Below are 21989 nucleotides of genomic sequence, written 5' to 3'. Positions count from 1 at the left end.
GTTCACGGCGTGATCCTCTGCCTCACCATCGTCAAAGGCCTTGATCGGCCTCTGGCGCTATTCGTTTTGCCGCGGGCTTGCTCGCGGACCGACCGCTCCGCAAGGGGCTTCGACAGGTTTCAGACGGTGGCCGCCCTGTGCGGCCGGATGAAGAGGGCACAGGATGCCGACGATCAACCAGCTGATCGCCCAGCCGCGCAAGGCGCAGAAGGCGCGCAACAAGGTGCCGGCGCTCAACGCCTGCCCGCAGAAGCGCGGCGTTTGCACGCGCGTCTACACCACGACCCCGAAGAAGCCGAACTCGGCGCTTCGTAAGGTCGCCAAGGTGCGCCTGACCAACGGCTTCGAGGTGATCGGTTACATCCCCGGCGAGGGCCACAACCTTCAGGAGCACTCCGTGGTCATGATCCGCGGCGGCCGCGTGAAGGACCTTCCGGGTGTGCGCTACCACATCCTGCGCGGCGTGCTCGACACGCAGGGCGTCAAGAACCGCAAGCAGCGCCGTTCGAAGTACGGTGCAAAGCGTCCGAAGTAAGAATCTCCGGGCGGCCATTTTCACGGCCTCGCAAGGATGTCGCCGGCGTTCACGCTCAAGGCGGCCTGCGCGAGGTGCTTAAGTCGATTGATCTGAGAGTAAACAGATGTCCCGTCGTCACTCTGCCGAGAAGCGCGAGATCATCCCGGACGCCAAGTACGGCGATGTCGTTCTGACCAAGTTCATGAATTCCATCATGTACGAGGGCAAGAAGTCGACCGCCGAGCGGATCGTCTACGGCGCGTTCGACATCGTCGAGAACCGCGCCCGCGCCAATCCGATCGAGGTGTTCCGCGCCGCGCTCGACAACGTCGCCCCGGCGATCGAGGTCCGGTCCCGCCGCGTCGGCGGCGCGACCTACCAGGTCCCCGTCGAAGTCCGCACCGAGCGCCGTCAGGCTCTCGCGATCCGCTGGCTGATCCAGGCCGCCCGCGGCCGCAACGACCGGACCATGATCGAGCGTCTCTCCGCCGAGCTGCTCGACGCCGCCAACAACCGCGGTAACGCCGTCAAGAAGCGCGAAGACACCCACCGGATGGCCGAGGCCAACCGCGCCTTCTCGCACTACCGCTGGTAATTCGCCGGTCCTGAGACCTTCGAGCGCGGCCAAGGGGCCGCGCTTCGTGCCCGCTTTCTCCCGGAGAGACCCCGATGCCCCGCACGCATGCGATCGAGGACTACCGCAACTTCGGCATCATGGCCCACATCGATGCCGGCAAGACCACGACGACCGAGCGGATCCTCTACTACACCGGAAAGTCCCATAAGATCGGCGAGGTCCATGAGGGCGCCGCCACGATGGACTGGATGGAGCAGGAGCAGGAGCGTGGCATCACGATCACCTCGGCTGCAACCACCTGCTTTTGGCGCGAGAAGCGCCTGAACATCATCGACACCCCCGGCCACGTCGACTTCACCATCGAAGTGGAGCGCTCGCTCCGCGTGCTCGACGGCGCCGTATGCGTGCTCGACGGCAACCAGGGCGTCGAGCCCCAGACCGAGACCGTGTGGCGTCAGGCCGACAAGTACGACGTGCCGCGTGTCGTGTTCGTCAACAAGATGGACAAGATCGGCGCCGACTTCTTCAAGTGCGTTGCCGACATCATCGGCCGCGTGGCCGGCAAGCCGGTTTGCTTGCAGCTGCCGATCGGTGCCGAGTCGAGCTTCAAGGGCGTGATCGACCTCATCAAGATGAAGGCGATCGTTTGGTCGGGTGAGGCGCTCGGCGCCAACTTCTCCGAGGAGGAGATCCCGGCCGATCTCGCCGATCAGGCGGTCGAGTACCGCACCAAGATGATCGAAGCCTGCGTCGAGCTCGACGACGACGCGATGACCGCCTACCTCGACGGCGTCGAGCCGGACGAGGAGACCCTGCGCCGGCTCGTGCGCAAGGCGGTGCAGCTTCGCGCCTTCCACCCGGTGCTGTGCGGCTCGGCCTTCAAGAACAAGGGCGTGCAGCCGCTCCTCGACGCCGTCGTCGATTACCTCCCGTCTCCCGCCGACCGCGGCGAGATCAAGGGTCTCGACTTCAAGACCGAGGAAGAGGTGGTTCGCCACCCGTCCGACACCGACCCCTTCTCCATGCTCGCCTTCAAGATCATGGACGATCCCCACGTCGGGACGATCACCTTCTGCCGCGTCTATTCCGGCAAGGTCGAGTCGGGCGCCAACGTCATCAATTCGTCGCGCGACAAGAAAGAGCGCGTCGGCCGCATGCTCCTGATGCACGCCAACAACCGTGAGGACGTCAAGGAGGCCTTCGCCGGCGACATCGTCGCCCTGGCCGGTCTCAAGGACACCCGCACCGGCGATACGCTGTGCGATCCGAAGGACGCGGTGATCCTCGAGAAGATGGAGTTCCCCGAGCCCGTCATCGAGATCGCCGTCGAGCCGAAGTCGAAGGCCGATCAGGAGAAGCTCGGCATCGCGCTCTCCAAGCTCGCCGCCGAGGATCCGTCCTTCCGCGTCTCGACTGACCAGGAATCCGGTCAGACCATCCTTCGCGGGATGGGCGAGCTGCACCTCGACATCAAGGTCGATATCCTGCGCCGTACCTATAAGGTCGACGCGAATATCGGTCAGCCGCAGGTGGCGTACCGCGAGAAGCTGACCCGCCGTCAGGAGATCGACTACACCCACAAGAAGCAGACCGGCGGCACCGGTCAGTTCGCCCGGGTGAAGTTCGTGGTCGAGCCGAACGAGCCGGGTGCCGGCTTCGCCTTCGAGTCGAAGATCGTCGGCGGCGCGGTGCCGAAGGAGTACATCCCCGGTGTCGAGAAGGGCCTCAACTCGGTCCTCGGCGCAGGCGTGCTCGCCGGCTTCCCGGTGGTCGACGTCAAGGTCGAGCTGATCGACGGCGCCTACCACGACGTCGACTCCTCGGCGCTGGCCTTCGAAATTGCCTCCCGCGCCGCCTTCCGCGAGGCGCTGCAAAAGGGCGGATCGGTTCTGCTCGAGCCGGTCATGAAGGTCGAGGTTGTCTCGCCGGAAGAGTATACCGGCTCGGTCATCGGCGATCTCAACTCCCGCCGCGGCCAGATCCAGGGCCAGGACATGCGCGGCAACGCCAACGTCATCAACGCGATGGTACCGCTGGCCAACATGTTCGGCTACGTGAACCAGTTGCGCTCCTTCTCCCAGGGACGCGCCAACTTCACGATGCAGTTCGACCATTACGAGGAAGTGCCGCGCGGCGAGGCCGATAAGGTCATTGCCAAGTACGCCTGACGCGAACGCGTCAAACTTCCTCGATCAACGACACTGACGATTAGGAGGCCCTGATGGGTAAGGAAAAGTTCTCCCGTACCAAGCCGCACTGCAACATCGGCACGATCGGGCACGTGGATCACGGCAAGACGTCGCTGACGGCGGCGATCACGAAGGTTCTGGCGGAGTCGGGTGGGGCGACCTTCACGGCCTACGACCAGATCGACAAGGCGCCGGAAGAGAAGGCGCGCGGCATCACGATCTCGACCGCCCACGTCGAGTACGAGACGACCAACCGCCACTACGCGCACGTCGACTGCCCCGGCCACGCCGACTACGTGAAGAACATGATCACCGGTGCCGCCCAGATGGACGGCGCGATCCTGGTCGTGTCCGCCGCCGACGGCCCGATGCCGCAGACCCGCGAGCACATCCTGCTCGCCCGCCAGGTCGGCGTGCCGGCGCTGGTGGTGTTCCTCAACAAGGTCGACATGGTCGATGACGAGGAGCTCCTGGAGCTGGTCGAGCTGGAGGTGCGCGAGCTCCTCTCCAAGTACGACTTCCCCGGCGACGACATCCCGATCACCAAGGGCTCGGCCCTGATGGCGCTCGAGGACAAGGAGCCGAAGATCGGCAAGGAAGCCGTCCTGGCGCTGATGGCGACGGTGGACGAGTACATCCCGCAGCCGGAGCGTCCGATCGACATGCCGTTCCTGATGCCGATCGAGGACGTGTTCTCGATCTCGGGCCGCGGCACGGTGGTGACGGGACGCGTCGAGCGCGGCATCGTCAAGGTCGGCGAGTCGGTGGAGATCGTCGGCATCCGTCCGACGACGACGACGACGGTGACCGGCGTCGAGATGTTCCGCAAGCTGCTCGACCAGGGCCAGGCGGGCGACAACGTCGGCGTGCTGCTGCGCGGCACCAAGCGCGAGGACGTGGAGCGCGGCCAGGTCGTGTGCAAGCCGGGTTCGGTGAAGCCGCACTCGAAGTTCAAGGCCGAGGCCTACATCCTGACGAAGGAGGAGGGCGGCCGCCACACGCCGTTCTTCACCAACTACCGCCCGCAGTTCTACTTCCGCACGACGGACGTGACCGGCGTGTGCACGCTGCCCGAGGGCACCGAGATGGTGATGCCGGGCGACAACGTGACCATGGACGTGGTGCTGATCGTGCCGGTGGCCATGGAAGAGAAGCTGCGCTTCGCCATCCGCGAGGGTGGCCGCACCGTCGGTGCCGGCGTCGTCGCCGCCATCAACGACTAACCGCAAGCATCATCGACAGGGGACGTAAGAGGGGCGGGCCCTCGCGCCCGCTCCTCAACGTTTCCGCCGAGGTCAGGTCATGAACGGTCAGAACATCCGCATTCGCCTTAAGGCGTTCGATCACCGCATCCTCGATGCGTCCACCAAGGAAATCGTCTCGACCGCGCGCCGCACCGGCGCGCAGATCCGAGGCCCGATCCCGCTGCCGACCCATATCGAGAAGTTCACGGTGAACCGTTCGCCGCACATCGATAAGAAGTCGCGCGAGCAGTTCGAGATGCGCACGCACAAGCGGGTGCTCGATATCGTCGACCCGACGCCGCAGACCGTGGACGCGCTGATGAAGCTCGACCTCGCCGCTGGCGTGGACGTGGAGATCAAGCTCTAAGTCCGCGTCGGATTTAGAGCTTACCGTTTCATCGCGCGAGGGAGAGACCTATGCGCTCAGGCGTCATCGCACGGAAGGTCGGCATGACCCGCGTCTTTACGGACGCTGGCGAGCATGTGCCCGTCACTGTGCTCCAGATTGATCAGTGCCAAGTCGTGGCACACCGCACGACCGAGAAGGATGGCTACGTCGCCCTCCAGGTCGGCGTCGGCAAGGCCAAGGTAAAGAACGTGTCGCAGGCCGAGCGTGGCCGCTTCGCGGTCGCCAAGGTCGAGCCCAAGAAGAGGCTCGCCGAGTTCCGCGTGTCCGAGGACGCGCTGATCCCGGTCGGTGCCGAGATCACCGCCGATCACTTCATCCCGGGTCAGTTCGTCGACGTGACGGGCACCAGCACGGGTAAGGGTTTCGCCGGCGGCATGAAGCGCTGGAACTTCGGCGGTCTGCGCGCCACCCACGGCGTGTCGATCTCCCACCGTTCGATCGGTTCGACCGGTGGCCGTCAGGATCCGGGCAAGACCTTCAAGAACAAGAAGATGCCGGGTCACCTGGGCGTCGAGCGCGTGACCACGCAGAACCTCAAGGTCGTCCGCACCGATCCGGAGCGCGGCCTGATCCTCGTCGAAGGCGCCGTCCCCGGTGTCGCCGGCGGCTGGATCCAGGTTCGCGACTCGGTCAAGCGCAAGCTGCCGGCCGATGTGCCGCTGCCGGGCAAGTTCCGTGAGAACGGTTCTGCCGGCGCGTCCCAGGTCGAGGCGGCCCCCGAGGCTCCGGCGTCCGAGGAGAACGCGTGATGAAACTCGATATCACCACGCTCGACGGCGGCTCCGCCGGCTCGGTCGAGCTCAACGAGGCGATCTTCGGCCTCGAGCCGCGCGCCGACATCCTGCAGCGGATGGTGCGCTACCAGCTCGCCAAGCGGCGCGCCGGTACCCACGCCGTCAAGAACCGCTCGGACGTCGATCGCACGACCAAGAAGCTGTACAAGCAGAAGGGCACCGGCAACGCCCGTCACGGCGCTGCCTCCGCCCCGCAGTTCCGCGGCGGCGGCCGGGCCTTCGGTCCGGTGGTGCGCGACCACAGCCATGACCTTCCCAAGAAGGTCCGGGCGCTGGCGCTCAAGCACGCCCTCTCGGCCAAGGCCAAGGCCTCGACCCTGATCGTCGTCGACGACATCAAGGTCGACAACCACAAGACCAAGGCCATGATCGAGCGCTTCGAGAAGCTCGGTCTGTCGAGCGCGCTGATCATCGGCGGCGCTGAAGTGGACGAGAACTTCGGCCGCGCCGCCCGCGCCATTCCGAAGATCGATGTGCTGCCCGTCCAGGGCATCAACGTCTACGACATCCTGCGCCGCGACACGCTCGTGCTGACGCGCGCCGCCGTCGATGCGCTGGAGGAGCGTTTCAAATGAGTGCCGATCCGCGCCACTACGACATCATCGTCTCCCCCGTGATCACGGAGAAGGCGACGAACCTCACTGAGCAGAACAAGGTCGTCTTCCGGGTTGCCCCGAAGGCCACCAAGCCGCAGATCAAGGAAGCGGTCGAGCGTCTGTTCGACGTCAAGGTCACGGGCGTGAACACGCTCACGACCAAGGGCAAGAAGAAGTTCTTCCGCGGGCAGCGCGGGCAGCGTTCGGACGTGAAGAAGGCGATCGTGACCCTCGCCGAGGGTGATACGATCGACGTCACGACCGGCCTCTGAGACTTGAAGCGTTAGGATCAAGCCGATGGCCTTGAAGACATTCAAACCGGTCACGCCGAGCCTGCGCCAGCTCGTGCTCGTCGATCGCCGTGAGCTCTACAAGGGCAAGCCGGTGAAGGCGCTGACCGAGGGCAAGAGCTCCTCGGGCGGCCGCAACAACCTGGGCCGCATCACCGTCCGCTTCCGCGGCGGTGGTCACAAGCGGGTCCTGCGCAACGTCGACTTCAAGCGTCGCGAGAACCTCAACGTTCCCGCGACGGTGGAGCGGATCGAGTACGATCCGAACCGGACGGCGTTCATCGCGCTCATCACCTTCCCCGATGGGAAGCAGAGCTACATCCTCGCCCCCCAGCGCCTGTCGCCGGGTGACAAGGTGATCGCCGGTGAGAGCGTCGACGTGAAGCCGGGCAATGCGGCGCCGATCGGCTCCATGCCGGTGGGCACCATCGTCCACAACGTCGAGCTGAAGATCGGCAAGGGCGGCGCGATCGCCCGCTCCGCCGGCAACTACGCTCAGATCGTCGGACGCGACCAGGGCTACGTGACGCTGCGCCTGAACTCGGGCGAGCAGCGCCTCGTGCACGGTCAGTGCTTCGCGACTGTGGGTGCGGTGTCGAACCCGGACCACATGAACATCTCGCTGGGCAAGGCCGGCCGTAACCGCTGGCTCGGCAAGCGCCCGCACGTTCGCGGTGTCGCCATGAACCCGGTGGATCACCCGCACGGCGGCGGCGAGGGTCGTACCTCGGGCGGCCGGAACCCGGTCACGCCCTGGGGCGTGCCCACCAAGGGGAAGAAGACCCGGTCCAACAAGCGGACCGATACCTTCATCCTGTCCAGCCGCCATAACCGCAAGAAGTAACAGCCATGGCACGTTCCCTCTGGAAAGGGCCGTTCGTCGACGGCTACCTCCTCAAGAAGGCCGACGCCGCCCGCGGCGGCAGCCGCAACGAGGTCGTCAAGATCTGGAGCCGTCGCTCCACGATCCTTCCGCAGTTCGTGGGCATCACCTTCGGTGTGCACAACGGACACAAGCATATCCCGGTCTACGTCACCGAGGAGATGGTCGGTCACAAGTTCGGCGAGTTCTCGCCGACCCGCACCTTCCCCGGTCACGCGGCCGACAAGAAGGCAAAGAGGCGCTGAGATGGGCAAGCCTGCCACCCCCCGCGCGCTCCCCGAGAACGAGGCGAAGGCCGTCGCGCGGATGCTCCGCGTGTCGCCCCAGAAGCTCAACCTCGTGGCGGCGCTGATCCGCGGCAAGAAGGTCGACACGGCCCTTGCCGATCTCGAATTCTCCCGCAAGCGCATCGCCCGCGATGTGAAGAAGTGCCTGGAGAGCGCGATCGCCAACGCCGAGAACAACCACGATCTCGACGTGGACGATCTCGTCGTCTCCCAGGCCTTCGTCGGCAAGGCGCTGGTGCTCAAGCGCTTCCACGCCCGTGCCCGCGGTCGCGGCGCGCGCATCCTGAAGCCCTTTGCGAACCTCACGATCGTGGTTCGCGAAGTGCGCGCTGAAGCGGCCTGAGGAGTTTACCGATGGGTCAGAAGATCAATCCGATCGGCCTGCGTCTCGGCATCAACCGGACCTGGGATTCCCGCTGGTTCGCCGAGAAGGGCGAGTATGCCAAGCTGATGCATGAGGACGTGGCCATCCGCGCCGCCCTCATGAAGCAGCTCAAGCAGGCCGCCGTCTCGAAGATCGTTATCGAGCGCCCGCACCGGAAGTGCCGCGTCACCATCCACTCGGGCCGTCCGGGCGTGGTGATCGGTAAGAAGGGCGCGGACATCGAGAAGCTGCGCAAGCTCGTCGGCACGATGACCAAGGCCGACGTGACCATCAACATCGTCGAGGTGCGCAAGCCCGAGATCGACGCGACGCTTGTCGCCGAGTCGATCGCGCAGCAGCTCGAGCGCCGTGTCGCCTTCCGTCGTGCCATGAAGCGCGCCGTGCAGTCGGCCATGCGTCTGGGCGCCGAAGGCATCCGCATCAACTGCGCCGGCCGTCTCGGCGGCGCGGAGATCGCCCGCACCGAGTGGTACCGCGAGGGCCGCGTGCCCCTGCATACGCTTCGTGCGGACGTCGATTACGGCACCGCCACTGCCTTCACGACCTACGGGACGTGCGGCATCAAGGTGTGGGTGTTCAAGGGCGAGATCCTCGAGCACGACCCGATGGCGCAGGACAAGAAGGCCCAGGAAGAGGGTGGCCGTTCCGGCGGGCGCCGCGAGCGTGACGGTGACGACCGGGGTGGCCGCGGCCGCCGCGAGCCGTCGCACGCCTGACGCTCGATCAAGCAGAAATCTTGAGAGGCTGCCATGCTGCAACCCAAGAAGACCAAATTTCGTAAGCAGTTCAAGGGTCGCATCAGTGGCGCGGCCAAGGGCGGCTTCGAGCTGAACTTCGGCCAGTTCGGCCTCAAGTGCCTGGAGCCCGAGCGCATCACCGCGCGGCAGATCGAGGCGGCCCGCCGCGCGATCACCCGCGAGATGAAGCGTCAGGGCCGGGTGTGGATCCGGGTGTTCCCGGATCTGCCCGTCACCGCCAAGCCCACCGAGGTCCGCATGGGCTCCGGTAAGGGTGCCCCCGAATACTGGGCGGCCCGGGTCCATCCCGGCCGCATCATGTTCGAGGTGGATGGCGTTGCCGAGGACATCGCCCGCGAGGCCCTGCGCCTTGGAGCCGCGAAGCTGCCGGTGCGCACCCGCGTCATCCAGCGCATCGCTGATTGATAGGAAGAGATCATGAAGTCCGACCAGAGACTGTCTGATCTGCGCGCTCTGTCGGCGGATCAGCTTTCCGACGAGCTCATCAGCCTGAAGAAGGAGCAGTTCAATCTGCGCTTCCAGGGCGCGACGGGCCAACTTGAGAACGTCGCCCGGGTCCGTGAGGTCCGCCGCGACATCGCCCGTGTCCGCACGCTGCAGCGTCAGAAGACGCTGGACGCGGCCAAGGCCTGAGGAGATTCCACATGCCCAAGCGCGTCCTTCAAGGCGTCGTCGTCAGCGACAAGACCGATAAGACCATCGTCGTGAAGGTGGAGCGTCGCTTCACCCACCCGGTGATGAAGAAGACGGTTCGCCGCTCGAAGAACTACCATGCGCACGACGAGGCCAATGCGGCCAAGATCGGCCAGACGGTGTTCATCGAGGAGTCCCGTCCCTATTCCAAGACCAAGACTTGGAAGCTGGTCGAGGACCAGGCTGCGGCGGCCGAAGCGGCCGGCACGGCGGCTTAAAAGCCTTCCCCATAAGAGTGACGGTGCGGGCGTGGAGCGAGAGCTCCGCGCCCGTTTTCGTTGATCCGCTTGAAATAGGAAACCGGTTTTGAATGTCCGCGGCGGCTTCCCCGGCGACGATGGTCAGGGCCCGCGCTGGTCGGCTTCTCATTCTTGTTGAGGCTGAAACCCTGATCCGGAGGCCATACCGCAACGGTAGCCGTATGCTTGTGGCTTGGGCGGAACCGCTCCGATGGGGCGCCGTGCTCTCAACGCCGGCACAGTTTTTTGCGGTGTGACCCGCCGAACGTCGCTGATCGTCTTGGGCCAGAGCTCGGCCGAGCGCGAAGCGGTGAGGCGCCATTCGCGCAGACGGCCGAGGTCTCGAGCACCCAAGGAGCTGCTTCACTTCGGGGAGGTGGCGCGAAGGCCTTGAAACATGTGTCGGCCCTCATCCGAACGATAGAGCAATACATTTCGGCGTATCGAAATACAGCCCAAGATCTTGAAATAATGTACGGGAGCCCTATTTAAATTTGTATTTTGAGTGGTTCAGTGTGTTGATAATCTACGTTGAGAATGATCGAATTTATAAGATAATTTCGTGTTGTTTATCGTCGTTCGATCGACAATCTCTCCGAGGGGTCCTGCGAGGATGCAGCGGCTCCTGAAGGAGCGCAGGAATGTCAGGCAACTTCGACCAAGCCTGGGAAGCCCTCGTCGCACATTTCGGCGCCGAGCAGATCAACGGCATTACGAGTTCACGCCGGCAGTTCGGCGACCATCTTTTGCCGGATGTCCAAATCGCGATCACGGCGCAACTTACCCCCCATAAGCCGAGGCTGTTCGGGGTCCACCAATTTCACGAGCACATCGCTCTCACGATTTCCGGCCTTCTCGTTCGGAGCGGCGAGTATCGGATCTCGATTACGCCGCTCCAGTATCAAGACGTGGATGTGGGGGAAGAGGATCCGTTCGCGGCTCTGAATAATGGCCTTTGGCTTTTCCAGGTAGAAGGCCGCCCCGTCGCGATCCTCCTCTCCAGTTACATCGATTACTCTGTGAGATCGAAATTTTCACAGGTCGAGATCGCCACGATGCCGGATCCGGTATCGCTACAATTCGCAGCCGGTTTCCTCGCAGAGATCCAAGCGGCGGGAGCACGGTCAACGCTTTACCGCGGTAAGGTTCTCTCGTTCGAAGCCGCCACCGACAGTTCCGGCATGCGCGCAGCGATGCAGGTTCACAGATTGCCCCGCATCCCGCGTGAGGCGGTCATCCTGGACGCGGATGCGATGAAACGCCTCGACCGGCACGTCTTCGAGTTTGACCGGCACAGGGAGGATCTAAAACGGCTGGGCCAATCCACCCGGAAGGGCATCCTCCTCTACGGTCCGCCGGGTACCGGCAAAACCCACATCATCCGCTACATCGCTTCGAACCTGCCGGCACGAACGGCGATCTTGATTACCGCCGAGCAGATCAAGATGCTCGGCCGCTACATGTTGCTCGCCCGGACGCTCCAGCCCAGCATTGTCGTGCTCGAGGATGTCGATTTGGTCGGCCGCTCCCGCGAGAGCATGAACAGCCCCAACACAGAGGTGCTCCTTAACCGTCTTCTCAACGAAATGGATGGCCTTCGCGACGACGCCGATGTGCTGTTCATCCTCACCACCAATCGGCCCGAGGAGATCGAGGAGGCTCTGGCCTCACGCCCGGGTCGCGTGGACGAGGCGATCGAGATCGGGAACCCGGACGCGGCCTGCCGCACGCGGCTTGTCAGCCTCTACGGAAAGGCTCTCAATTTCGAGGATGGGGCGATCAATGCCATCGTCACCCGCTCGGAAGGAGCGAGCGCCGCTTTCATGAAGGAGATGGTCCGCCGCCTCGCGCAAGCCGCGATCACCGCCGGATCGGGCAACCGAGTTACGGTGGCGACCGTCGAATCCGTCCTCGGCGAGGCCGTCAGCAGCCGCACCCGCATCGGTCGCCGAATCGTCGGCCTGGCGTCCAGCGTATCCGAGCGTGCAGGAAAGCAGGCGCCCCCCTTCGACGGCTGTGGTGATGATCTCTAGAGTCGCTCTCGGCTAACGAGAGCCGGTATGGCTCCGTCAGATACCGGCTGAAGCAACGACAGCTCGGCGCTCGCCTGTCGGCCGCTGACGTGAGTCGACGAACAGAAGACGGGAATGGTGCGGTCGGCATCGATGGCGCCGTTCCGCCAACGCCTGGACGCGGCGTGAAAGGCTGTCGTTCGCATAGAACTCAAGCCACTCCCCTCCGTCGGTCTGCGATCAGCCCTTCCGCTTCGGATCGCGGTTTCCGGCGGCGCGGATGAGACCGGCGAGGCCGGCCTCGATCACCATGTCGGCGGCCTCGGAGGGCGTGAACCAGCGGGCTTCACGCTGGCCGCGTTCGGGAAACTTCTTAAGCTGCTTGCGCACTTCCAGAGGAAACACCTTCACTTGGCAGAGAACCGCGTCACGGTTCTTGAGGCGCTTCTCGTAGAGATAGAAGCCGATCGGCCGCTTGCCGACGCGTCCGACGATACCGGCCTCCTCATAGGCCTCCTGCGCCGCCGCCTCGAAGGGCTTGCGCCCCTTCATCGGCCAGCCCTTCGGGATGATCCAGCGGCGGGTCTCGCGCGAGGTGACGAGCAGAATCTCCGTGCCACCTTCCGGTGTCCGGCGCATCGGCAGCACGCCGACCTGGGGCCGCGCTTCGCGGCTGCTCTCGATCGGGCCGGCCGTCATTCTGCTGAAACGCCCTGCGGCCCGCACGGTTCGCGCGCAGCGTCTGCCGCCAGGCCTGTCCCGAGCGGGAGCAGACAAGGGCAAACTTGCTTGAAGGATTGATGACGGGAAGGCACGTCGCTGCGATCGAAGCTGCCGTCGCATCCAGGTGATGAGCGACAGGGGGTCACTAGCGGAATCGTGGGGCGCGACTCAATCGAAATTTATCCGGCAAAAGGAAGTGAGACCGACCCGCGCGAGGGCGGATCAGCTCGCCGTCGAGAGGTTCTCGATGAGCGCATTCAAGTCGGCCCGCATCGCCTGAATTTCCGGCTCCGACATATTGAGCTGGCACATCACGGACTGTCTGACCGTGATCGCCTCCGAGCGGAGGGCCCGGCCCTGATCGGTGAGGGCGATCTCGACCTCGCGCTCGTCGGACTGACGGCGGCTCCGGTTCAGCAGTCCACTCGTCTCCAGGCGCTTGAGCACCGGTGTCAGTGTGCCGGAATCGAGGCGCAGGCGACGGCCGATCTCGGAGACGGTGATGCCGTCGTTCTCCCAAAGCACGAGGAGCACGAGATACTGCGGGTAGGTCAGCCCCATCCGTTCCAGCATCGGCCGATAGGATTTCGTCATCCGGTGGGCCGCGGCGTAGAGCGCGTAGCAAAGCTGATTGTCCAGCAGCAGCGGATCCCTCAGTACCTCTGCGCTCTCATTGGGAGCATTCACGGTTCACATCCTGCCGTTCGACAACGCCTTCCAGCCTGCCGCACCGGGGAAGGGGCGCCAACCTGCCGGTGATCCTCGTCCCTGCGGCGCTCCCTGACGATAGCGGATGCAACCCGGCAAGGCACATGCACAATTGTCCCAGTTCCGACCTCCCGGCGCTTTCTCCACCGCCGGTTCGGACACTCGTTCTTATCTCTCTTGGTCGAACACGCAAAAAGGCGGCCGTAGGGCCGCCTTTCGCACCGATCATTGTGTCACACGTTCCCCCGCAGCGCGGGAGCCGAACTCAGGCGGCGTCGGCGGTCTCGACCGAAGTCGGGCCGGAATCCTTGCCGCGGGCGTCGACGTCACGATCCACGAACTCGATGACGGCCATCGGCGCGTTGTCGCCGTAGCGGAAGCCGGCTTTCATGATGCGGCAGTAGCCGCCCGGACGCGACTGGTAGCGCGGGCCGAGCACCGAGAAGAGCTTCTTGACCATGTCCGCGTCGCGGATCTGGGCCATGGCGAGGCGGCGGGCATGGATGCTGTCGGTACGGCCGAGCGAGATCAGCTTCTCGATGACCGGACGCAGATCCTTGGCCTTCGGCAGAGTGGTGACGATCTGCTCGTGCTTGATCAGCGCGGCGGACATGTTGGCGAACATCGCCTTACGATGCTCGGTGGTGCGATTGAAGCGGCGACCGCGATAGCCGTGACGCATGGTGGCTGGTCCTTCTCAGTCACGGCCGCCGTGCCACGGTACGGCCGAGTGCCCTAGGGCTGTTTTCAGAAAATCCGCGTAACCCTGCGGCGGGATTCCTTGGGGAGTGTCCGCCCCGGCTTTGCTGGGGCGGGAGGTCGAGGCGGCCGGACAAGCGGCGCCGTGAAGCGCCGCCCAGTTCGGCCCGAGGCGGCCTCGCCTCAGTAGTGCTCTTCGAAGCGCTTGGCGAGATCCTCAATGTTCTCCGGCGGCCAGCCGGGAACGTCCATGCCGAGGTGCAGGCCCATGCCGGCCAGCACTTCCTTGATCTCGTTCAGCGACTTGCGGCCGAAGTTCGGGGTGCGCAACATCTCGCCCTCCGACTTCTGGATGAGGTCGCCGATATAGACGATGTTGTCGTTCTTCAGGCAGTTCGCCGAACGGACCGACAGCTCGAGCTCGTCGACCTTCTTGAGCAGCGCCGGGTTGAAGGGGAGCTGCGGCGCGAGCGGCGCGGCCTCTTCCTTCCGGGGCTCCTCGAAGTTCACGAAGACCTGGAGCTGGTCCTGGATGATGCGGGCGGCGTAGGCCAGCGCATCCTCCGGCGACACGGCACCGTTGGTCTCGAGCGTCATCGTCAGCTTGTCCTTGTCGAGATCCTGCCCCTCGCGGGTGGTCTCGACGCGGTAGCTGACCTTGGTCACCGGCGAGTAGAGCGCATCAACCGGGATCAGGCCGATCGGCGCATCCTCGGGGCGATTGCGCTCCGCCGGGACGTAGCCCTTGCCGGTAGCGACCGTGAACTCCATGCGGATCTCGGCCCCGTCGTCCAGGGTGCAGATCACGAGGTCGGGGTTCAGAATCTGGATGTCGCCGACGGCGCCGATATCACCCGCGGTGACAAGGCCGGGGCCCGTCTTGCGCAGGGTCATGCGCTTGGGCTGATCCGTCTGCGAGCGGATGGCAATGGTCTTGATGTTGAGGACGATGTCGGTCACGTCCTCACGCACGCCGGGGATCGACGAGAACTCATGCAGCACGCCGTCGATCTGGACGGAGGTGACCGCAGCGCCCTGAAGCGAGGAGAGCAGCACGCGGCGCAGGCTGTTGCCGAGCGTCGTGCCGAAGCCGCGCTCGAGCGGCTCGGCCACGACGGTGGCGACCCGCTTGGGATCGTCGCCGGCCGTCACCTGCAGCTTGTTCGGCTTGATGAGCTCTTGCCAGTTCTTCTGAATGACCACGGTCCTACCTCTTGCCAAACCCGCGCCGCCGGCGTCCCGGAAAGCGCTACGGCCGGCCCTGGATTGCTCTGGGAGCATCTGGACCGGTCCCAAAAAATTCAGGGCTTCTCGCCCGCCACCCAGAGGGCGGGAACGAAGCTGTAGCCCGCGCCATCGCGGGCCACGTATCCCAGCGCCGGAAACTCGAGATGCGAGCCGGCGATGAGGGTTCTCTCCGTCGCCACCTCGTCGAGCACACGCTTGCGGGTCGCCCGGGCCTGATCCCCATCCACATCGAAGGCGACGCCCGCCTCCGGCTGCTTGAACTGGATCGCCGGCATATGCACCACGTCGGTCCACATCAGCAGGGACTTGTCCCCTGATACGATCCGCATGCCGCAATGGCCGGGCGTATGACCGGGTAGGGGAGCGGCGGTGATGCCGGACACCAGCTCGCCGCCCTCGTGCTTGCGCAGCCGGGCACCGTAGGGTGCCACCGCCTTGCGGGCGTTCTCGAAATACGGCTTCGCCTCGTCCGGCGCCCGCGACAGTGCCGCATCGGGAAGCCAGTGCGCGGCTTCCGCTGCATGGATGACGAGTTCCGCGTTCGGGTAGGCCGCGCTGCCATCCTCCTTCACCAGCCCGCCCGCATGGTCAGGATGGAGATGGGTCAGGAGCACGGTCTCGATCTCCTCCGGCGCGACGCCGGCGAGCGCGAGGGCGGCGGGAACCCGGCCCATGGTCTCGGGGCCGAAATGGCCATACCCGGAATCGATCAGCACCGGCTTGCGGCCGGCACCGGTGACGAGGAACGCGTTCAGCGTGACGATCGGAGCCTCCGGGCGGAAGCCGGCGCGCTGGAGCGCGCCGGCCTCGTCCTGCGGAATGCCCGTGACAAGATCGAGGGAGCCTTGAAACCAGCCGTCGTTGAGCGCGGTGACCGTGAGGTCGCCGAGGTTCCAACGCAGCGCGCCGGGTAGAGGCTTCGATCCGTCCGCCATGGGCTTCTCCGCTCGGGGATGCTCCGGTGTCGTGCGATCAGACGCGGCGGCGCTTGCGCGGCCGGCAGCCGTTGTGGGGGATCGAGGTGACGTCGCGGATCGAGGTCACGGTGAAGCCCGCGGCCTGAAGCGCGCGCAAAGCCGACTCACGGCCCGAACCGGGGCCGGAGACCTCGACCTCGAGGGTGCGCATGCCATGCTCGGAGGCCTTGCGGGCCGCGTCCTCGGCCGCGACCTGGGCGGCGTACGGGGTCGACTTGCGCGAGCCCTTGAAGCCCATCGCGCCGGCCGACGACCACGAGATCGTGTTGCCCTGCGCATCGGTGATGGTGATCATCGTGTTGTTGAACGAGGCGGCGACATGCGCCACGCCCGAGACGATGTTCTTGCGTTCGCGCCGGCGGACGCGGGTCGGTTCCTTAGCCATCTTTTCGCTTTCGTCCTTCAATCACGCCCGTACTTCCAGGCGCTCGGGATTCTTTTGGGATTTGGCGGCGCGGCCTTGGACGACCGGTCCGCCACACCGGCCCCCGAAACGGGACACCCGGCGCGACGCGAAGGAGACCGAGCGAGGCACGGCCTCCGAATGCCAAAAAATTACTTCTTCTTGCCGGCGATCGGCTTCGCCTTGCCCTTGCGGGTGCGGGCGTTGGTGTGGGTGCGCTGGCCGCGGACCGGGAGCTGCTTGCGGTGGCGCAGGCCGCGGTAGCAACCGAGATCCATCAGGCGCTTGATGTTCATCGAGACTTCGCGGCGCAGGTCGCCCTCGACGATGTAGTCGCGGTCGATGGCTTCGCGGATCTGAAGCACCTCGGCGTCGGTGAGCTGGTTCACGCGACGCTCGGCCGGGATGCCGACCTTCTCGGTGATCTCCTCGGCCTTCTTCGGGCCGATGCCGTGGATGTACTGGAGCGCGATGACGACGCGCTTGGCGGTCGGGATGTTGACGCCGGCGATACGAGCCAAGATGTTCTCTCCATGTGGCGGACCCGGTCGGCCACGCCTCGGCGGATGAAAGCGCGCGTCCGGTGGAGGCCGGCCCCTGCGCGCCGCCCAGAACGACAAATCGGCCCGAAAGCGCGCTCTATGAGGCGCCCCGAACCACATCCCGCTTGGACGAAGGGGGTCCGCCTAGCGCGGGACGGACGGCTTGTCAACGCTTTGAAAACCGGATTGCGCTCCACGCCTCGCCGGACCCTCGGCGACGCATGAAAAAGCCCGCCCCGTCGGAACGGAGGCGGGCTGCAAACTCTGCGCCGCGGCGGCGTCTCAGGAAGAGGCCGTCTCGCGGAATCCATCGAGAAGGCTGGTCACATCCCCGGTCACCGTATCGATCGGCTTCATGCCGTCGATCTTCCGCAGCAGCCCGGTGCCGGCATAGTAATCGGAGAGGGGCGCGGTCTGCTTCCGGTAAGCGTCGAGCCGGGTCTTGAAGACCTCCGGCGTGTCGTCCTTGCGCACCGGCTGGCCGCGGGCGGCGGTCTCCTCGGCGCGCTTGGCGATGCGGCCGACGAGGGCGGTCTCGTCGACGACGAATTCCACCACCGCGTCGAGAGCGATGCCCTTCTCCGCCAGCATGGCGTCCAGGGCCTTGGCCTGCTCGACCGTGCGGGGAAAGCCGTCGAGGATGAAGCCGTTCTTGGCGTCGGCTTCTTCGATGCGGTCGGCGACGATGCCGACCACGATCGCATCGGACACGAGGCCACCGCTCTCCATGATCGCCTTCGCTTCCAGTCCCACCGGCGTCTCGGCGTCGACGGCGGCGCGCAGCATGTCGCCTGTCGAAAGCTGCGGAACGCGATAGCGCTCCACGATACGCTCGGACTGCGTACCCTTCCCCGCACCCGGCGGTCCGAGCAGAATGATCCGCATAGCGTCTCCCCGTCCTCAAGGCCCGGCGCCGGGCTCGTTCTTCATGGGCGGCGCGCCCACCTTCCTGAGGCCGCGCCGTCGTTATATCGCTGTGATGCGCAATTCCGGACTGCGCGTCCACCAAACCTTTGTCGAAGAGGGCGTCTCGGGGCGCCTCAGCGGCGGCGCGTCGTGGAGGCGCCGCGCAGCTTCGCCTTCTTCACGAGGCCCTCGTACTGATGCGCCATCAGGTGCCCGTGGATCTGCGCCACCGTGTCCATGGTGACCGAGACCACGATCAGCAGCGAGGTTCCGCCGAAGCCGAGCGCCGCCGAGGTGTAGGAGGCGACGATTTCCGGCACGAGGCAGACGAAGGTGAGGTAGGCCGCACCGATCACCGTGATGCGCGTCAGCACCTTGTCGATGAAGGCCGCGGTCCGTTCGCCCGGACGGATGCCAGGGATGAAGCCGCCCTGCTTCTTCAGGTTGTCGGCCGTCTCCTGCGGATTGAAGACGATCGCCGTGTAGAAGAACGTGAAGAAGATGATCAGGCCGGCATAGGCAACCATGTAGAGCGGCCGGCCATGGCCGAGATAGGCCGTCAGCGTACCGAGGATGCCGGTCGAGCCCTGGTTGGCCGAGAAGCTCGCCACCGTCGTCGGCAGCAGCAGCAGCGACGAGGCGAAGATCGGGGGGATCACGCCCGAGGTGTTGAGCTTGAGCGGCAGGAACGAGGACTGGCCCTCGTACATGCGGTTGCCGACCTGGCGCTTGGGGTAGTTGATCAGGAGCCGGCGCTGGGCGCGCTCCATGAACACGATGAAGTAGATCAGCGCGACCGCCGCGAGGCCGGCACCGAGCAGGATGGCGGGCGAGAGCGCGCCGGTGCGGGTCAGTTCGAGCGCGCCGAAGATCGAGGCCGGCAGGTGGGCGACGATGCCGGCGAAGATGATGAGCGAGGATCCGTTACCGATGCCGCGCGAGGTGATCTGCTCGCCGATCCACATCAGGAACAGCGTGCCGCCGGTCAGCGTCACGACGGTGGAGAGGATGAAGAACGGGCCGGGCGTAATGACCGCATTCGAGCCCTGAAGGCCGAAGGCGATGCCCCAGGACTGGACCAGCGCCAGCACCACCGTGAGGTAGCGGGTGTACTGGTTGATGACCTTGCGGCCCGATTCGCCCTCCTTCTTCAGCGCCTCCAGTGTCGGCACGACCGAGGTGAGGAGCTGAACGATGATCGAGGCCGAGATGTAGGGCATGATGTTGAGCGCGAAGACCGCCATGCGCTCGACGGCACCGCCGGAGAACATGTTGAACATGCCGAGCACGCCGCCGGCTTGGTTCTGGAAGTTCCGCGCGAATTGCTCGGGATCGATGCCCGGGATCGGGATGTAGGTGCCGAGCCGGAAGACGATGAGCGCGCCCAGGGTGAACCAGATGCGCTTCTTAAGCTCGTCGGCCTTGGCGATGGCGCCGAAATTCAGGTTCGCGGCAAGCTGTTCGGCGGCTGAGGCCATGTCTCGTATCCCAGGAATTGCCGTCGGGACGCGTCTCGAACGGTCCCTGAAAGCGAAAGCGGCGGCCGCGTGCGAGCACGGGCCGCCGCTTCGGCGTTCGACTTAATCGTGGCGTCAGGCCGACGCAACCGCGCCTTCCGCCGCGCCGCGATGGGCGACGCCGGCAGCGAAGGTCGTGGTCACCGAACCGCCGGCCTTCTCGACGGCCTCGATGGCCGACTTGGAGGCGCGGGTGACCTCGAAGCTGAGCTTGGCGGTCAGCTCGCCGACACCGAGCAGCTTCACGCCGTCGCGGGCGCGAGCGATGATGCCGGCCTTGACCAGCGCATCGACCGTGACGGCAGCGTTCGCGTCGAGCTTGCCGGCATCCACCGCCTGCTGCACCCGGCCGAGGTTCACCTCGTTCAGGTCATGGGCGTGGATGTTGTTGAAGCCGCGCTTGGGCAGGCGACGATGCAACGGCATCTGGCCGCCCTCGAAGCCTTTGATGGACACGCCGGTCCGGGCCTTCTGACCCTTCACGCCGCGGCCGGCTGTCTTGCCCTTGCCGGAGCCGATGCCCCGGCCGACGCGCATCCGGTTCTTGGTCGCGCCTTCGTTGTCGCGGATCTCGTTGAGCTTCATGGGTAAGCCCTCCTCACGCCGCGGCGTCGTCGAGGACGCGCACGAGGTGCGCGACCTTGCGGATCATTCCGCGCACCGAGGGAGTGTCCTCCAGCTCGGAAACGCGGTGCAGCTTGTTCAGCTTGAGGCCGACCAGCGTCGCACGCTGGGAGGCTTCGCGGCGGATCGGCGAGCCGATCTGCTCGATGCGGACAGTCTTGGTTGCCATGCTGCCCTCCCTTACGCGACGGCCGCTTCGGAGGTGTCGGCCGGGTCGGCGTCACGGCGACGGGCCTGGAGGGCCGACACCTTGAGACCGCGACGGGCCGCGACCGAGCGCGGGCTGTCCTCGTTCTTGAGCGCGTCGAAGGTGGCGCGCACGAGGTTGTAGGGGTTGGACGAGCCGAGCGACTTGGCGACGACGTCCTGCATGCCGAGCGTCTCGAACACGGCGCGCATCGGGCCGCCGGCGATGATGCCCGTGCCCTGCGGAGCAGCGCGGAGAATCACCTTACCGGCGCCGTGGCGGCCGTTGACGTCGTGGTGCAGGGTGCGGCCCTCGCGCAGCGACACCCGGATCAGACCGCGCTTGGCGGCTTCGGTTGCCTTGCGGATCGCCTCCGGCACCTCACGGGCCTTGCCGTGGCCGAAGCCGACGCGGCCCTTCTGGTCGCCGACGACGACGAGCGCCGCGAAGCCGAAGCGACGGCCACCCTTCACCACCTTGGCGACGCGGTTGATGTGGACGAGCTTGTCCACGAACTCGCTGTCGCGCTCCTCGCGGTCGTCGCGGCGACGACCCTCGCGTTCACGTGCCATATCTGATTCCTATGATCTCACTGACGCGGATCGCAAAGACCCGCTCGCTCGATGGGTCCCCTCCCCACGAGGGGGAGGGAACGCGGCGTCTTAGAAGTCCAGGCCACCCTCACGGGCGGCGTCGGCGAGAGCCTTGACGCGACCGTGGAAGATGTAGCCCGAGCGGTCGAAGACGACCTTGGTGACGCCCGCAGCCTTGGCCCGCTCGGCGACGAGCTTGCCGACCGCCTCGGCCGCCGCCTTGTCGGCACCGGTCTTGAGGCTGGCCTTGAGATCCTTCTCCAGGCTCGACGCGGAAGCGAGCGTGCGGCCCGCGGCGTCGTCGATGACCTGGACGTAGATCTGCTTGGACGAGCGGAACACCGACAACCGCGGACGGCCGTTGGCGGCAGCTTTGAGGGCCCGACGGACCCGCGCCTTGCGACGCAGGAGGGCTTCGTTCTTGTTCGACATGATCGCCCCCCTTACTTCTTCTTGCCTTCCTTGCGGAAGATGAATTCGCCAGCGTACTTCACGCCCTTGCCCTTATAGGGCTCGGGACCGCGATACTCGCGAATCTCCGCCGCCACCTGACCGACGCGCTGCCGGTCGATGCCCGACACCACGATTTCCGTGGGCTTGGGCGTCACGATGGTGATGCCGGCCGGGATCTCGTATTCGATGTCGTGGCTGTAGCCGAGCGAGAGCTTGAGCGCCTTGCCGGCCATCGCGGCGCGGTAACCGACGCCCGTGATCTCCAGCTTTTTCTCGAAGCCCTTGGAGACGCCCTCGACGAGGTTCGCCACCTGGGCGCGCGAGGTGCCCCATAGGGAACGGGCCTGCTTCGACTGGTCCTTGGGCTGCACCGAGACGGCGCCGTCCTTGAACTCGACGACCACCTGGGACGGGACGACGAACTGGAGTTCGCCCTTCGAGCCCTTCATCTTCACCGTCTGACCCGTGACCGTGGCGGTGACGCCAGACGGGACGGGGACGGGCTTCTTGCCTACGCGAGACATGTCGCTGTCCTC

Annotated in this window: 30 protein-coding genes; 16 read left to right on the top strand and 14 right to left on the bottom strand. The window is 65.6% G+C overall.

Features of this window, described 5'->3' with window-relative positions; translation table 11 throughout:
- Window positions 1-163: 163 nt before the first annotated feature.
- The 16 genes from rpsL to J2W78_RS18150 all read left to right on the top strand — a co-directional run bounded on the left by rpsL (window position 164) and on the right by J2W78_RS18150 (window position 11894).
- Window positions 164-535 carry a 30S ribosomal protein S12 gene (gene rpsL, locus J2W78_RS18225; protein WP_004447775.1) on the top strand — a complete coding sequence of 124 codons (372 nt, stop codon included), beginning with the start codon at window positions 164-166 and terminating at the stop codon, window positions 533-535.
- Window positions 536-641: 106 nt separating this feature from the next.
- Window positions 642-1112 (top strand): 30S ribosomal protein S7, encoded by a 471-nt coding sequence (rpsG, locus tag J2W78_RS18220; protein ID WP_004447768.1) that lies wholly within the window; start codon window positions 642-644, stop codon window positions 1110-1112.
- Between the two features lie 74 nt (window positions 1113-1186).
- A complete protein-coding gene (gene fusA, locus J2W78_RS18215; protein WP_253372773.1) occupies window positions 1187-3262 on the top strand; it encodes an elongation factor G in 2076 nt (691 codons plus the stop codon).
- 53 nt (window positions 3263-3315) lie between these two features.
- A complete protein-coding gene (gene tuf / locus J2W78_RS18210) occupies window positions 3316-4506 on the top strand; it encodes an elongation factor Tu (RefSeq protein ID WP_012253644.1) in 1191 nt (396 codons plus the stop codon).
- 79 nt (window positions 4507-4585) lie between these two features.
- The gene (gene rpsJ, locus J2W78_RS18205) at window positions 4586-4894 is read left to right on the top strand and encodes a 30S ribosomal protein S10 (RefSeq protein ID WP_003597088.1); all 309 of its coding nucleotides are present in this window, start codon (window positions 4586-4588) and stop codon (window positions 4892-4894) included.
- A gap of 50 nt (window positions 4895-4944) precedes the next feature.
- Window positions 4945-5685: a 50S ribosomal protein L3 gene (rplC, locus tag J2W78_RS18200; protein ID WP_253372771.1), complete on the top strand. Its 741-nt coding sequence runs from the start codon at window positions 4945-4947 to the stop codon at window positions 5683-5685.
- Window positions 5685-6305: a 50S ribosomal protein L4 gene (gene rplD, locus J2W78_RS18195; RefSeq protein ID WP_253372769.1), complete on the top strand. Its 621-nt coding sequence runs from the start codon at window positions 5685-5687 to the stop codon at window positions 6303-6305. Before rplC ends, rplD begins: the two co-directional genes overlap by 1 nt.
- A complete protein-coding gene (locus J2W78_RS18190; protein ID WP_003597094.1) occupies window positions 6302-6598 on the top strand; it encodes a 50S ribosomal protein L23 in 297 nt (98 codons plus the stop codon). The genes rplD and J2W78_RS18190 overlap by 4 nt, the downstream gene beginning before the upstream one ends.
- A gap of 25 nt (window positions 6599-6623) precedes the next feature.
- Window positions 6624-7460 (top strand): 50S ribosomal protein L2, encoded by an 837-nt coding sequence (rplB, locus tag J2W78_RS18185; protein WP_012253645.1) that lies wholly within the window; start codon window positions 6624-6626, stop codon window positions 7458-7460.
- Window positions 7461-7465: 5 nt separating this feature from the next.
- Window positions 7466-7744: a 30S ribosomal protein S19 gene (gene rpsS, locus J2W78_RS18180; protein ID WP_003597098.1), complete on the top strand. Its 279-nt coding sequence runs from the start codon at window positions 7466-7468 to the stop codon at window positions 7742-7744.
- Window position 7745: 1 nt separating this feature from the next.
- Complete coding sequence (gene rplV / locus J2W78_RS18175) at window positions 7746-8129, top strand: 50S ribosomal protein L22 (RefSeq protein WP_003597100.1); 384 nt, start codon at window positions 7746-7748, stop codon at window positions 8127-8129.
- Between the two features lie 11 nt (window positions 8130-8140).
- Window positions 8141-8887 (top strand): 30S ribosomal protein S3, encoded by a 747-nt coding sequence (gene rpsC / locus J2W78_RS18170; RefSeq protein ID WP_003597102.1) that lies wholly within the window; start codon window positions 8141-8143, stop codon window positions 8885-8887.
- Window positions 8888-8920: 33 nt separating this feature from the next.
- Window positions 8921-9334: a 50S ribosomal protein L16 gene (gene rplP, locus J2W78_RS18165; RefSeq protein ID WP_003597105.1), complete on the top strand. Its 414-nt coding sequence runs from the start codon at window positions 8921-8923 to the stop codon at window positions 9332-9334.
- Window positions 9335-9346: 12 nt separating this feature from the next.
- Window positions 9347-9562, top strand: coding sequence for a 50S ribosomal protein L29 (gene rpmC, locus J2W78_RS18160; protein WP_003597107.1), 216 nt, complete (start codon window positions 9347-9349; stop codon window positions 9560-9562).
- Between the two features lie 11 nt (window positions 9563-9573).
- A complete protein-coding gene (gene rpsQ, locus J2W78_RS18155) occupies window positions 9574-9840 on the top strand; it encodes a 30S ribosomal protein S17 (protein ID WP_003597108.1) in 267 nt (88 codons plus the stop codon).
- A gap of 662 nt (window positions 9841-10502) precedes the next feature.
- A complete protein-coding gene (locus J2W78_RS18150) occupies window positions 10503-11894 on the top strand; it encodes an AAA family ATPase (RefSeq protein WP_253372767.1) in 1392 nt (463 codons plus the stop codon).
- A gap of 219 nt (window positions 11895-12113) precedes the next feature.
- Here J2W78_RS18150 and J2W78_RS18145 read toward each other — a convergent pair whose 3' ends face one another.
- The 14 genes from J2W78_RS18145 to rplF all read right to left on the bottom strand — a co-directional run bounded on the left by J2W78_RS18145 (window position 12114) and on the right by rplF (window position 21977).
- Window positions 12114-12572, bottom strand: coding sequence for an NUDIX hydrolase (locus J2W78_RS18145; RefSeq protein ID WP_253372765.1), 459 nt, complete (start codon window positions 12570-12572; stop codon window positions 12114-12116).
- 246 nt (window positions 12573-12818) lie between these two features.
- Complete coding sequence (locus tag J2W78_RS18140) at window positions 12819-13283, bottom strand: MarR family winged helix-turn-helix transcriptional regulator (RefSeq protein ID WP_253372763.1); 465 nt, start codon at window positions 13281-13283, stop codon at window positions 12819-12821.
- A 286-nt stretch (window positions 13284-13569) separates the two neighbouring features.
- Entirely contained in the window at window positions 13570-13986 is a 417-nt protein-coding gene (gene rplQ, locus J2W78_RS18135; protein WP_147018254.1) for a 50S ribosomal protein L17, read from the bottom strand.
- A 200-nt stretch (window positions 13987-14186) separates the two neighbouring features.
- On the bottom strand, window positions 14187-15206 hold the full coding sequence (locus tag J2W78_RS18130; protein WP_003597114.1) for a DNA-directed RNA polymerase subunit alpha: 1020 nt from the start codon (window positions 15204-15206) through the stop codon (window positions 14187-14189).
- A gap of 98 nt (window positions 15207-15304) precedes the next feature.
- Window positions 15305-16186, bottom strand: coding sequence for an MBL fold metallo-hydrolase (locus J2W78_RS18125; RefSeq protein ID WP_253372761.1), 882 nt, complete (start codon window positions 16184-16186; stop codon window positions 15305-15307).
- Between the two features lie 37 nt (window positions 16187-16223).
- A complete protein-coding gene (gene rpsK / locus J2W78_RS18120) occupies window positions 16224-16613 on the bottom strand; it encodes a 30S ribosomal protein S11 (RefSeq protein ID WP_003597118.1) in 390 nt (129 codons plus the stop codon).
- 170 nt (window positions 16614-16783) lie between these two features.
- Window positions 16784-17152, bottom strand: coding sequence for a 30S ribosomal protein S13 (gene rpsM, locus J2W78_RS18115; RefSeq protein WP_003597120.1), 369 nt, complete (start codon window positions 17150-17152; stop codon window positions 16784-16786).
- Window positions 17153-17455: 303 nt separating this feature from the next.
- Window positions 17456-18058, bottom strand: a complete 603-nt coding sequence (locus J2W78_RS18110; RefSeq protein WP_253372759.1) for an adenylate kinase — start codon at window positions 18056-18058, stop codon at window positions 17456-17458.
- Window positions 18059-18213: 155 nt separating this feature from the next.
- Window positions 18214-19557: a preprotein translocase subunit SecY gene (gene secY, locus J2W78_RS18105; protein ID WP_056198873.1), complete on the bottom strand. Its 1344-nt coding sequence runs from the start codon at window positions 19555-19557 to the stop codon at window positions 18214-18216.
- Between the two features lie 114 nt (window positions 19558-19671).
- Window positions 19672-20181: a 50S ribosomal protein L15 gene (rplO, locus tag J2W78_RS18100; protein WP_253372757.1), complete on the bottom strand. Its 510-nt coding sequence runs from the start codon at window positions 20179-20181 to the stop codon at window positions 19672-19674.
- Window positions 20182-20194: 13 nt separating this feature from the next.
- The gene (rpmD, locus tag J2W78_RS18095; protein ID WP_012253651.1) at window positions 20195-20389 is read right to left on the bottom strand and encodes a 50S ribosomal protein L30; all 195 of its coding nucleotides are present in this window, start codon (window positions 20387-20389) and stop codon (window positions 20195-20197) included.
- Window positions 20390-20400: 11 nt separating this feature from the next.
- The gene (gene rpsE, locus J2W78_RS18090) at window positions 20401-20979 is read right to left on the bottom strand and encodes a 30S ribosomal protein S5 (RefSeq protein WP_012253652.1); all 579 of its coding nucleotides are present in this window, start codon (window positions 20977-20979) and stop codon (window positions 20401-20403) included.
- 90 nt (window positions 20980-21069) lie between these two features.
- Complete coding sequence (gene rplR, locus J2W78_RS18085; protein ID WP_253372755.1) at window positions 21070-21432, bottom strand: 50S ribosomal protein L18; 363 nt, start codon at window positions 21430-21432, stop codon at window positions 21070-21072.
- Between the two features lie 11 nt (window positions 21433-21443).
- Window positions 21444-21977 carry a 50S ribosomal protein L6 gene (rplF, locus tag J2W78_RS18080; protein WP_253372753.1) on the bottom strand — a complete coding sequence of 178 codons (534 nt, stop codon included), beginning with the start codon at window positions 21975-21977 and terminating at the stop codon, window positions 21444-21446.
- Window positions 21978-21989 lie beyond the last annotated feature (12 nt).

The sequence above is a fragment of the Methylorubrum extorquens genome (genome assembly GCF_024169925.1).
In the GTDB taxonomy this organism is placed as follows: domain Bacteria; phylum Pseudomonadota; class Alphaproteobacteria; order Rhizobiales; family Beijerinckiaceae; genus Methylobacterium; species Methylobacterium extorquens_A.
This window is presented reverse-complemented; position numbering and strand designations above follow the sequence as displayed.